Origin of the sequence: Mycoplasma sp. (ex Biomphalaria glabrata) (assembly GCF_001484045.1) — a bacterium.
Classification (GTDB): domain Bacteria; phylum Bacillota_I; class Bacilli_A; order Mycoplasmatales.
In genome coordinates this window covers 293375-306172 of the sequence record NZ_CP013128.1, presented here as the reverse complement: position 1 = coordinate 306172, position 12798 = coordinate 293375, and the positions used below count along the sequence as shown (strand labels likewise).

Here is a 12798-nt window from a genome sequence, read left to right as displayed (position 1 = left end):
TAATAAATTAAAAAGAGAGTACTTATTAGTATAATAGAAAAAGAATTATGAAATTAGAAGCTTTATTGTGATTAACTATTTTAGGGGGAATAACACTTATTCTTGTAAGTACCTATATAGCGCTTTATGTTGCATTTGTAAATAATAAAATGTCAAAAAAACCAATAAACGATCAGGTAGTAAATGATTTTTATACAGAAATTAAAAAAGATGTTGATCGAAGATTGGAACAAATTTCACCAAATTTAAAAGGTATTGAAGATGATGCAAATTATTAATAATTTACTAAAAGTAAAGACAAAATTAAAAATGACGAAATTTGGTCTTGTAGGTTCATTAATGGTTTTAGTAATGGGAATTGAATTATTTCGATTTCCTGATTTAATTGCAAAGTATGGGGTAGTCTTTTTTATTCCATTTATAGTGGGTATAGTTTTTATAACTATTCCGATGGTAATTTTAGAAACTAATATTGGTAAAAGAGAACAATCGTCTATCACAACAGCTTTCAAAAGGATAGCTAATCGTTTTGAAATACTTGGATGAATTCAAACATTAACATCATGATTAATTGGAATTTATTTGGTTGGAGTTGTTGGATGAGCAGTTGTTGGTTTTATTAATTCATTTGATTCAAATAATTTTATTTCAAAAACCTCTTATTTTAATATTGCAACAAATAGCGATACTATTAATAACATTAGTGAATTTGCTATTTTTGCTGTTCTTGGTGTTATTGTTTTAACTTTCTTGTTTGCCTTAATTGGAATGAGAAAAGGATTACAATGAATTGGAACGTTATTTGCGTTTTTGTTATTTGGAGTAACAGTTTTATTAATCGCTTTTTTATTTATTCAGCACGGCTCAATTAATGGAGTAGATTATTTTTTTACCTCTAAGTGGGATAACTTGACAAAATTTGACATTTGACAAGATGCATTTAGTCAATCGCTACTAACATTTATTTTAGGAACTGGTGCGATAACTTCTTTTTCTAAGTTTTCAAACCAAAACCAAGATGTAAATTGTACTTCAGTAATTATTTCCTTGTTTGCTATTTTTTTTGGATTATTATCTTCATTGTTGTTCGCTTTAGTTGTTGGACATACAGCAGGGGAATTAGGAATTAATTCAATTTCAACGTACTTAAATAAAGCATACAATCCACAAAACGGACCAATATGATTTTATTTACTTCCAGATATGATTGCATCATTACATAAAGTTAGCATAATAGCTATAGGTATTATAGCGTCATTGATAGTTGCATTAGTTTTTGTCATTTCATTTATTTTTCACGGTGTTTTAGATAATTTAAGGGAAAAATTTCAATCAAAACGAATAATTTCTTATCTTGTATTCCTATTATTAACTTTTGGTTTGTCAACTTTTTTTGCTACAAATTTAGTAATTATTTTGATGTATGAGATTAATTTCTGAATTATATGTAATTTGTTATTAATTTTAGTAATTTTTCAAAATATTTTCCTAATTTACATTTTTAGGAAAATAAAATATTTTTTACTATTCGGAAACATTCGAAGTGTTTTTAGAACTGGTCCAATTATTGAAATATCACTTGCATTGTTCTTGATTGCTGGGATTATTTTTGTTTGAATTAGCAATTTAACAACAAATTTCACGGCAGATATGGGAAGTTTACAATTAAATGTTTTTTTAATTTCTATCGCAATAACAATTGGAGCAATCGGTTTATCAATAATAGCTTATTCTTTAATGAAGTATTTCTTAACAAAGACGCCATTTTGAGTAGCGATGATTCTTTTATTAATTATTCCAATAGTTGTTTTAATCGCTTTAACTGTTTACATCTTTAATTTACATTCTGATGTAGTTATTACAAACTCAATAATTGAACATATTGTTTTAATTGGAATCTTAATGTTCGTATTTTTATTAGCTATTGCTTTATCATCAATTCCAACTCAACATACAGTCCCAAAAGTAATTAACAAATAATAAATTAAATAATATAATTGTATTGTTGTATCTATTTTTAACATAAAGGGAGTATTATGAATTTTATTCAACTTCTAGATAGAAGTATTAATGAAAAAATTTTAGGCAGGAGACAAGTAAAAGTCGTTTTTCCGGATGGAGAAGACGATAGAGTTATTAAAGCTTGCGAATTAGCGTTGAATGAAAACATTTATCTTCCAATTTTAATAACAAGTAAGAAGCATCCTAAACTAATTACTATTGATCCAAATAATTATTCAAAACATAATGAAATGTTGGAAAAATTTAAAGAAATTCGTCAAAATAAAAACACAATCGAAGAATTAGAAAAATTAATGAAAAATCCAATATATTTTGCTTTGTTGCTTCTTGAAATTGGTGAAGCTGACACGTTTGTTGGTGGATCATCTTATCCTTCAAGTGATATTATCCGTGCCTCTTTTCAAGTCACAAGAACAACCCCTAATTTTAAAAAAGCATCATCTTGCATGGTTCTTAATAAAAATGAACAGTTATATGTTTTTGGTGATGTTTCAGCAAATATTAATCCAACTTCCGAAGATTTGGTTGAAATTACCCAGCAAATTTTTGATTTCGGTTCAATATTTAATATCCCTAAAAAAGCAGCTTTATTAAGTTTTTCAACAAACGGTTCAGCAAAATCTCTAGAAGTTGAAAAAGTACAAAAAGCAGTTTCTTTACTAAAAGAAACATCAATTTCCGATAACATCGAAGGTGAAATGCAATTCGATGCCGCATTTGATCTTGCTACAAGAAAGAAAAAATTCCCAACTTCAAAAATGGAAGGAAAAATAAATATTTTTGTTTTTCCAGATTTGAATGCTGGAAATATAGGTTACAAAATTGCTCAGCAGTTGGGTGGTTTTTTAGCATTAGGACCAGTTCTTGTAGGTTTAAGAAGACCAATTAGTGATTTATCTCGTGGAGCTACATGACAAGATATTTATAATACAGGAATTATAATGGCTTCTAAGGTTGTATATGATGAAGCAAAACGCAATAAATAATCAAAATTTTATCACAATTAAAGGGGCTCGTGCTCATAATCTTAAAAATGTTGATATTACTATCCCGAAAAATAAAATAATCGTTTTTACCGGTTTAAGTGGTTCAGGAAAATCTTCACTAGCTTTTGATACCATTTATGCTGAAGGTCAACGTCGTTATGTTGAATCATTAAGTACTTATGCACGTCAATTTTTAGGAATGGCAGATAAACCAGATGTGGATTACATTGGTGGTTTAGCTCCAGCTATTTCGATTGACCAAAAAACAACATCTCATAATCCCCGAAGTACTGTCGGAACAACGACAGAAATTTATGATTATTTGAGATTATTATTCGCTCGCGTTGGTAAAGCATATTGTCCACATGGTCACGGCTTAATTGAGCGACAAACATCTAAAGAAGTTTTACAACAAATTTTGACTTACGAAAACGGAACAAGTATTTTAATTTTGTCACCTATTATTAAAAAACAAAAAGGGACTCATAAATTAGAATTGGATAATCTAAGAAAAGATGGATTTTTACGAGTTCGTATTAATGGAAATATTTATTCTCTTGACGACGAAATTAATTTAGAAAAAAATAAATCACATGATATCGAAATTGTGGTTGATCGTGTTATTCTTGACAAAACAGATGACAATATTGCTCGCTTATCTGAAGCGCTAGAAGTCGGTTTTCAATACTCTAAAGGTTATTTATTGGTTTCGAATGTTGATACAAAAGAAGATAAACTTTATTCAAAACATCATAGCTGTAAGGTTTGCGGATTTTCTTTACCCGAACTTGAACCTCGCTTGTTTTCTTTTAATTCTCCAATTGGTGCTTGCCAAAAATGCAATGGTATTGGAGCAATTCTTCAATATGATGAGGAAAAAATTGTTGAATTTCCGGATAAGAGTATTAAGGGCGGAGCGATTCCTTTTATCAAAAATGAAAAAGATTTAATTACTGGTTATGAATATGAAATGTGTGCAGCAGTTTGTAATCATTACAACATATCTCTTGATACACCATACAATGAATTAACTGAAAAAGAACGAATAATAATAATGGAGGGTACGAACGAAGAAATTACTTATCAAGTAATTTCTAATCGTTCAAGCGTTTCAAGAACTGGTTTAATTGAAGGAATTGGTAAGAAAATCGAAAGAAGATACTTTGAAACGAATTCTCAGCAAGCTAGAGAATACTATACTAATTTATTATCAGAAAAAATTTGTCCACAATGTAACGGAAAAAGACTAAACGAGTCAGCATTAACAATCAAAATTGATAAACTTAATATTTGAGAAATAACAAATTTAACAATTGAAGAATGTCTTAATTTTTTTCAAAAATTAAAATTACAGGAAACAGAACAACAAATTGCTAATTTAGTTTTAAAAGAAATTGAATCACGTTTATTATTTTTAAATAATGTAGGTTTAACATACTTGGAATTAAGTCGTAATTCCTCGACATTGTCAGGCGGGGAATCACAAAGAATTAGATTAGCAACTCAAATAGGTTCACAACTTTCAGGAGTTTTATATGTGCTTGATGAACCATCAATTGGACTTCATCAGCGTGATAACGGTAAATTGATAAAAACATTAAAGGAAATGCGTGACTTAGGGAATACACTTATTGTTGTTGAGCATGATGAAGAAACGATGCTAGAAGCAGATCATGTAATAGATATTGGTCCAGGTGCTGGAGTTCATGGTGGGAAAGTAGTATTCTCTGGGACGTATGAAGAAATATTGAATAGTGATGAATCAATAACTGGTCAATATTTATCTGGTAAAAAGAAAATCGAAATTCCTAATAAAAGAAGAATTGAACCAACTAGATATATAGAATTAATTGGATGTCAAGAAAATAATTTAAAAAATATAAGTGTTAAAATCCCTCTAAAAAGATTTGTTGCCGTTACAGGGGTTAGCGGTTCAGGGAAATCTACATTAATTAATGAAATATTTACAAAAGCTGTCCAGAAAAGTTTGCACTTAAAAGTTTCTAATATAGGAAAATATAGTTCAGTTAAAGGGTTAGATCAAATAGATAAAATTATAAATATTTCGCAAGATCCAATAGGAAGAACTCCAAGATCTAATCCAGCAACATATACTAATTTATTTACTTACATTCGAGATTTATTTGCTAATGCTGTTGAAGCAAAAGCTCAAGGATTTGTTAAAGGTCGTTTTTCTTTTAATGTTGCTGGTGGTAGATGTGAGAGATGTTGTGGAGAAGGATTTTTAAAAATTTCGATGCATTTTTTACCTGATGTTTATGTGGTTTGTGAGGAATGTCATGGGAAAAGATTTAATGAAGCAACGTTAAAAATTAAATATCGAGGTAAAAATATATATGATGTTTTACAACTAACTGTTGAAGAAGCATTAGAATTTTTTCAAAACCACCCTCAATTAAAAAATGGTATTCAAACATTATGTGATGTAGGTTTAGGTTATATAAAGTTAGGTCAACCAGCTACAGAATTATCAGGCGGGGAAGCCCAAAGAGTTAAATTAGCATCTGAGCTTTTAAAAAAAGCAACAGGTAAAACAGTTTATGTTCTAGATGAACCAACAACAGGATTGCATTTTGAAGATATTAACAAGTTATTAAAAATCTTACAAAGAATAGTTGATCACGGAGATTCCGTTATCGTTATTGAACACAATCTTGATGTGATTAAATGTGTTGACCACGTTATTGATATGGGTCCTGAAGGTGGTAGATTAGGTGGGATAGTTGTTGCCCAAGGAACGCCTGAAGAAATTGCAGATAATCCGAAATCAATTACTGGTCAATTTATTAGGAGTGTTTTGAATAAACAACGATAATTCTTATATAAAATTTAATTGTAATGAAATCGATAAAAAATAATACCAATAAAACTGTTTCTAAAAAATTTGTTCCCTTGCGAGATGTAGTAAATTACATGCAATTTGAACCACTTTTTTATTCAGAGCATCATCAAAAAAATAAAATTATTTATACGAACGTTAAGAGAATAGGAATGGAATTTGTTAATGTTAGTTTACACAAAACAATTGATAGTGTAGTTGTTTTAGGTCAAACTGAAAATGAATATCTTGAAAGATTATCTCAACACGGAATTTTTGATAGAAAATTTTCACAAGAAAAAATGCTTGAAAATTTATTTAATTTAAAACCCCCCTGCATTATTTGTTGCAAGAGGTTTAAATATGAAAATTTAGTTTTAGAGCATGCTAAGAAATACGATATACCAGTTTTTTATTATTCAGATAGAACATATATATTAGCATTTAAATTGATCCCTTTTTTGAATGAACGAATTGGTCAAACTGATGAAATTCATGGCACATGTATGAATATTTTTAATCAGGGTGTGATTATACAAGGTGAAAGCGGAATTGGGAAAAGTGAGTTGGCTCTATCATTAATACATCGTGGTCATTATTTTGTAAGCGACGATAGAACTATAGTTTATTACGGAACTCAAGGTTTATCTGCTCGTGCTCCAAAAAGCATAGCTAATTTAATTGAAGTTCGTGGTATAGGAATTATTAATTTAAAAAAAATGTATGGTTCGCAAAAAATTATTGAGGATACGCATGTCAATATTATTATTGAACTTGTTAAAAGTACTGAATTGAATGAAGTTGAACGAGTTAATTATAAGTACGAAACTAAAAAACTTTTAGATGAAAAAATTGCTTATTACCGCTTACCAGTCACCGAAGGTAGATTGATGTGAGCTATTGTCGAGGCTGCTGTTTTGCATAAAAAATTTCAGGATGAAGGATATAATTCTGTTCAAGAATTGACTGATAATTTGAACAAATTAATGAATGAAGAATTAGAAGACTAATTTTTATTTTTTTTAAAAAACATATAGAATATGCATATTATGTTTCTAAGTGATATAAAAATAGCATTTTCAATAGGTTCATGGAATATTTCTTGATATTCAATTTTTATTTTTTTAGCTTTTATAACTGCTTATGGAATTGCAATTTGACGCACAAAACGTTTACAACTTCCAACTAAACCTGTAGAAAATTTTATCTATGTGCTTTTACCGACTTCAATCATTTTTGCCAGAATATGATATGTTCTAGGAGATTTATCACAATATAGCAATTTTATGCAAGTTCTAGATATTTCTCGTGGAGGAATTGCTATTGAGGGTGGAGTAATTGGAGGATTAATTTCAGGATTTATTTGATTTCGTCATTACTCTAGAAAATACGAAGTTTCTATTTGAAAATATGCCGATGCTATAATGCCAGGTGTTTTAATAGGACAAGCTTTGGGGAGATGAGGAAATTTCTTTAATCAGGAAATTTTGGGACCAATAGATACTAATCATTATTGGTCATGATTGCCACCATTTATTAAAAATTATTTACATTTGCCATGAGAGGGATCAGGAATAGTTCGTGTACCATTATTCCTAATAGAAAGTTCTACAAATTTAATTGGGTTTATTGTTATAGTTTTTATATTACCGAAAATAAAATTATTTAAAAATGTAAATGGTAGTTTATTCTTTGCTTACTTTGCTTGATACGGATGTGCAAGATTAATTTTAGAACCTTTTAGATACTCTGATTTTATTATGAGAATTGGCGGATTTCCAATTTCAATTTTTTTAAGTTGTGTTTTTTTAATTATCGGAATTATTGGAATTATTATTGTAAATGTATTTAAAAAATATAATTTAAGAATTATTTCTAATATTTCATATAGAAAAGAAATGAAAATTAAGATCGATTTAGGTAAAATTTTATTAGTAAAATTAAAACCTAAAATTGAATCAACCGCAGGCATTGAAACAAGTTCAAATAATGACATAGATAATCAAATAGGTAATGTTAATTTAGACAAGATTTTAAAAGGGGAATAGTTTGTTATACGATTTAGCTATTATTGGTGCTGGACCAGCCGGAATGACATGTGCTCTATATGCACTACGTGGAAATTTAAAAGTAGCAATTATTGAAGGAAGTGCACCGGGTGGCAAAATGGTAAAAACTTCATGAGTGGAAAATTATCCTGGTGTCAAAAAAATTGATGGTACGGAGTTATCTATGATAATGTTTGACCAAATTCAGGAGTTGGAAGTTGATTATCAACCATATTTTGTTGAAAAAATTGAAAAATCTAAAGATGACAATTTTATAATATCAACAACAGGTGAGAGTATTATTACTAAGTCGATATTCATTGCAACGGGAACATCGGAGAGAAAATTGGGAGTTCCGGGCGAGGAAGAATATTACGGAAAAGGGATTTCATATTGTGCAGTTTGTGATGCAGCTTTGTATAAAAATAAAGAAATGATTGTTGTTGGTGGAGGTAATTCAGCATTAGAAGAGGCGCTTTATTTAACCTCTTTTGCAACAAAGGTTTATTTAATCCATCGAACAGATAAATTTCGTGCTGATAAAATGGTCGTTGAAAAAGTCAAGAAACACCATAAAATCGAAATGATAACAAACACAATTGTTACCGAATTTGTTGGAAATGGTAAAGAAATAATTTCTCTTAAAGTTAAAAATATTTTGGATAATATTGAAAAAGAAATTCCGATTGAAATTGTTTTCCCGCTAATTGGTTCTATTCCTGCTACGAATTTTCTCAAGGATTTAAATATTTTGGATGAAAATAATTACATAATTGTAAATGAAAAAATGGAAACTAATGTTAAAAAATTATATTCTGGCGGAGATGTAGTTAAAAAAAGTTTGCGTCAAATAGCAACAGCTGTTGCTGATGGAGCAATTGCTGCACAAGAAATAATTCACTCATTAAATGAATAACAATAAATTGTCTTTTACTCAAGAAGTTAAACAAGAAATATTATCAAAAATTGATAAAGATTTTAATGTAGAATTTTTTCTAAAAATTGTTAAAGCTTTTGCATCTATTGTGATCGAAAACGGAAAAACGAAAATTTGCATAAAATCTAGTTTGCACAAATTAATAAAACTTTTATACGCTTCCACAAAAAAATATTTTCCGGAAGTCATCATTGAAGACTTATTAATTGAAACAACAGGAGTAAAACAGCACAAAAATTATTTGCTATACCTTTTAAACATTGAGTCGTTAGAACAAAAACTAAATAACATTACTATCAAAAATAAAAAAATAATGAAGTAAGAGAAATTTATGAATGATCTATTGCATTTTTTTTAGCATGAGGAAGTATCAATTCTCCATCTTCACGATTTTATCATCTTGAAATTCAAATCAGTAACTTAAATGACTCAGAAAAGTATGTAGAAATTATGAAGAAAAATTTCAATTTTAAAAAATTTAATCGCCAAAATAAAGACATTATTTATATCAAGCGAGCAGAGGATATTTCAGATTTTTTAAAATTCCTAGGTTGTTTTGAATGTATGTTTAAATATGAGGAAAAACGTATAGAAAGAGATTTATATACAAGTGTTAATCGATTAAATAATATAGACATAAGTAACCAAAATAAAACTATACAAGCATCTGTTAAGTATAGTTCAATGTGAAAACAAATTATTGCAAAAAACAAACAAAATCATTTTAGTCAAAAAGATGAAAAAATTATTCAATTAAAAATTGAAAATAATCAATTATCTAATCAAGAAATTGCCAATTTATACAATGAAAGATATGGCGAAAACATTTCTAAGGAAGTTGTAAATTACTCTTTAAGAAAGATAAATGAGATATATAACAAAAGTCAATAGATTTATTCATAGGAATAATGTTAAAAATAGTTTAAAATGTATATGAAAGTTTGAGAATAGGAAAGTTAAATGCAAGTAGGACTACTAGTACAAATTATCTTAATTATAATAAGTATCATTATTGTTATCATAGTTTTATTACAAGGTGGAAAGGCTCAAGGATTAGGTGGAACTTTAACAGGAACATCAGATTCTAACCTTTTCCAAAATTCCAAAGAAAGTATTCCAGAAAAGAAAACGAATCAAATTACATTTTATTTAGGAGTGTTATTTCTTTTATTTACTTTTATAGTGTCCATTTGTTTAGCATTTAGTATAATTTCGATTTAGAGGTTAGAAATGAAAGATAATAAAGAGTACAAAGTAGACGATATAATAACGGGTAGTTTTGTATTAAAAGAAAGAAAGTTTGGTTTTATTTCAACTCCAGATAGTGATAAGGTGTTCTTTGTTGCTCCAATGAATGTAAATGGTGCATGAAGTGGAGACATAGTTGAAGCTGTATTGATAAAAGATGAAAGAAAACCAGAAGAATTAGCGGCTAAGATTACTAAAATTATTAACCGTAATGTTAGATTAATTGCAGGAATAGTTAAAAAAGATAAAGACGGCAATAAAATTTTTGAAGCAGATGACGCAAAAATTCCTTTACCATTGATAGTAAAAGGAATTGAAAAAATTCGCGAAAAAAACAAAATAATTGTTCGCCCAGTTTCATTTAATAATGAAAATATTACATGTGACATTATTAGAGATTTAGGTAATGTAAATGACCCAGGCGTGGACATATTTAGTGTTGTATATGCATCAGATATTCCAACGGATTTTTCAGATGAAACCATTAATTATGCTAAGAATTTGAAATACAATGTAGCTGATGAACAAGATCGCGTTGATCTAACAGATAAGTTATTGGTTACTATTGATGGAAAAGACGCTAAAGATTTAGATGATTCAATTTATATTGAAAAACAGGGAGAAAAATATTTATTAAATGTTTCAATAGCGGATGTAAGTCATTACGTAAAGGAAGGTACTGCTATTGATAGTGATGCTCTAACACGCGGAACAAGTGTTTATATTCCTGGTTCAGTTGTGCCAATGTTACCTCACGAATTAAGTGATGATTTATGTAGTTTAAATCCGAATACAAAAAAATTAACTATGACTGCTGAAATTATAGTTGATGAAAATGGAAAAATGGAAAGTTATAAAATTTATAAATCATTTATTTATTCTCATCATCGCTTAAATTATGATGAAGTTAATGAATTGTTCGAGGGTAATATTCAAGAATTATATACACCGGAATTAACAAAAATGTTAAATGTTGCTCGCGAACTTTATGAAAAAGTAAGAATTGATAAAGAAAAAAATGGCATGATTAGTTTTGAAGCTGCCGAATCTAAAGTTATTCTTGATCAGACAGGACGAACAATTGACGTTGTTAATCGTGTAAGAAAAGATGCTGAGAAAATGATTGAACAATTCATGGTTTTAGCCAATGAAGCAACAGCTACTTTTTTGTCAAAAAGTAAGTTTAATTCAATTTATCGTATTCACGATGAACCAAGTGCTAAAAAAATTAAGAATTATAATCAAATAATCGAAATTATTGGGGAAAATAAAAAAGAACGTAACCACATCCCACAAAAAGATATAACATTGCTATGTGACAAAATTCATAATCGCCCAAATTATAATATTTTCGCCAATTTAATATTACGATGCATGGAAAAAGCTCGTTATGACATTCAAAACATAGGTCACTACGGTTTATCTAGTAAAAACTATACTCATTTCACTTCACCAATTCGTCGTTACCCAGATTTAATTGTTCACCGTTTACTAAAATATGCATTAACAAAAAAAGAAACTGGAATTTTTGCAAACGATCGCGACTTAATGTTATCTATTTGTGAACAGTGTAACAAAACTGAAACTAGAGCGATGGAGTGCGAATGAAAAACTAAAGAAATTAAAATTTCTGAATACATGAACAAATTTAAACACCAATCATGCAAAGGATTTATATCTACAATTACAGCATTTGGATTTTTTGTTGAAATCAACGGAATTGCGCAAGGTTTAATAAGTTTAAAAAACATGCATGACGATAGATATATTTTTAATGAAGCTAAGATGGAATTAACTGGTGAGAAACATGGAAAAGTACTAAAAATTGGTGACGAAGTAGAAGTAAGTATTTTACAAATTATAAAACAACAAGGGAGAATCGATTTAGTTTTAACAGAACAACTCGAATTACATAATAAAATGACAAATAACAAAAACAACAGATTTAATCGTGATAATAATAACGATTTTAAGAGACGTGATAGAAATCGCGGACCAAGACAATATAGAGACCGCAATGATTATCCAAGAAAACCATTTGGTGATAATTTAGATTCAACAAATAATTTTTCAAATAATGGAGAGCAAAATTTAGAAAACAAAAGAGAATTTGGTGATCGTCCAGAAAGAAGTTTTGATCGAGAAAAACCATTTGGTGATCGTCCAAGACGCAATTTCGGAGAACGTCGTGAATTTGGAAAATCAGATAGAAGAGATAATAAAAGAAGTTTTGATAAAAACAAGAAAAAATGAGATTAATTGCAAAAAATAGAAATGCATATTTTAATTATGAAATCTTAGAATCTATAAATGCAGGCGTAGTTCTAAAAGGTTCAGAAGTTAAATCTATTGCAAAAAATGGTATAGATTTAAGTGAATCCTATGTAACTATTAGGAATGGTGAAGCATTCTTACTAAACACCCACATTGCCCATTATCAATCAGGTTTTTTTGACCATGAACCACGCCAAACAAGGCAATTATTACTAAATAAACAAGAGATATTGAAATTTGAGCATGAAGCAAAAGTTAAGAAGCTTCAAATTATTCCAATAAAAGCTTTTTTTGTAAATTCCCTTATAAAAATTGAAATCGCTCTAGCTCGTCCAAAAAAAATACATGATAAGCGTGAAACGATTAAAAAACGCGATTTGGATCGTTTAAACCGAAATTAAATACACTATTAATTTTGGAAAGTAACCATTTTTTATATAATAT

Annotated in this window: 12 protein-coding genes; all 12 read left to right on the top strand. The window is 28.7% G+C overall.

Translation table 4 applies throughout. The features are described 5' to 3' along the window. Nucleotides 1-47: 47 nt before the first annotated feature. The 12 genes from ASO20_RS01320 (at nucleotide 48) to smpB (ending at nucleotide 12755) form a co-directional block, all read left to right on the top strand. Complete coding sequence (locus ASO20_RS01320; RefSeq protein ID WP_085056154.1) at nucleotides 48-278, top strand: hypothetical protein; 231 nt, start codon at nucleotides 48-50, stop codon at nucleotides 276-278. After that, on the top strand, nucleotides 262-1980 hold the full coding sequence (locus ASO20_RS01315; RefSeq protein ID WP_085056152.1) for a hypothetical protein: 1719 nt from the start codon (nucleotides 262-264) through the stop codon (nucleotides 1978-1980). The genes ASO20_RS01320 and ASO20_RS01315 overlap by 17 nt, the downstream gene beginning before the upstream one ends. 56 nt (nucleotides 1981-2036) lie before the next feature. Continuing rightward, on the top strand, nucleotides 2037-3008 hold the full coding sequence (locus ASO20_RS01310; protein WP_085056150.1) for a phosphotransacetylase: 972 nt from the start codon (nucleotides 2037-2039) through the stop codon (nucleotides 3006-3008). After that, nucleotides 2983-5844: an excinuclease ABC subunit UvrA gene (uvrA, locus tag ASO20_RS01305; protein ID WP_232297041.1), complete on the top strand. Its 2862-nt coding sequence runs from the start codon at nucleotides 2983-2985 to the stop codon at nucleotides 5842-5844. Before ASO20_RS01310 ends, uvrA begins: the two co-directional genes overlap by 26 nt. A 23-nt stretch (nucleotides 5845-5867) precedes the next feature. Next, entirely contained in the window at nucleotides 5868-6857 is a 990-nt protein-coding gene (gene hprK / locus ASO20_RS01300) for an HPr(Ser) kinase/phosphatase (protein WP_085056149.1), read from the top strand. Between the two features lie 39 nt (nucleotides 6858-6896). Then, nucleotides 6897-7895, top strand: coding sequence for a prolipoprotein diacylglyceryl transferase (lgt, locus tag ASO20_RS01295; protein WP_085056147.1), 999 nt, complete (start codon nucleotides 6897-6899; stop codon nucleotides 7893-7895). Nucleotide 7896: 1 nt separating this feature from the next. Further along, nucleotides 7897-8811, top strand: a complete 915-nt coding sequence (gene trxB, locus ASO20_RS01290) for a thioredoxin-disulfide reductase (protein ID WP_232297040.1) — start codon at nucleotides 7897-7899, stop codon at nucleotides 8809-8811. Further along, entirely contained in the window at nucleotides 8804-9154 is a 351-nt protein-coding gene (locus ASO20_RS01285) for a hypothetical protein (RefSeq protein WP_085056145.1), read from the top strand. Before trxB ends, ASO20_RS01285 begins: the two co-directional genes overlap by 8 nt. Before the next feature lie 5 nt (nucleotides 9155-9159). Continuing rightward, nucleotides 9160-9723, top strand: coding sequence for a DNA-binding protein WhiA (gene whiA / locus ASO20_RS01280; RefSeq protein ID WP_335338221.1), 564 nt, complete (start codon nucleotides 9160-9162; stop codon nucleotides 9721-9723). A gap of 69 nt (nucleotides 9724-9792) precedes the next feature. Continuing rightward, complete coding sequence (gene secG, locus ASO20_RS01275; protein ID WP_085056142.1) at nucleotides 9793-10053, top strand: preprotein translocase subunit SecG; 261 nt, start codon at nucleotides 9793-9795, stop codon at nucleotides 10051-10053. Between the two features lie 9 nt (nucleotides 10054-10062). Next, complete coding sequence (gene rnr / locus ASO20_RS01270; protein ID WP_085056140.1) at nucleotides 10063-12339, top strand: ribonuclease R; 2277 nt, start codon at nucleotides 10063-10065, stop codon at nucleotides 12337-12339. Next, entirely contained in the window at nucleotides 12330-12755 is a 426-nt protein-coding gene (gene smpB, locus ASO20_RS01265; protein WP_085056139.1) for an SsrA-binding protein SmpB, read from the top strand. Before rnr ends, smpB begins: the two co-directional genes overlap by 10 nt. Nucleotides 12756-12798: the final 43 nt, after the last annotated feature.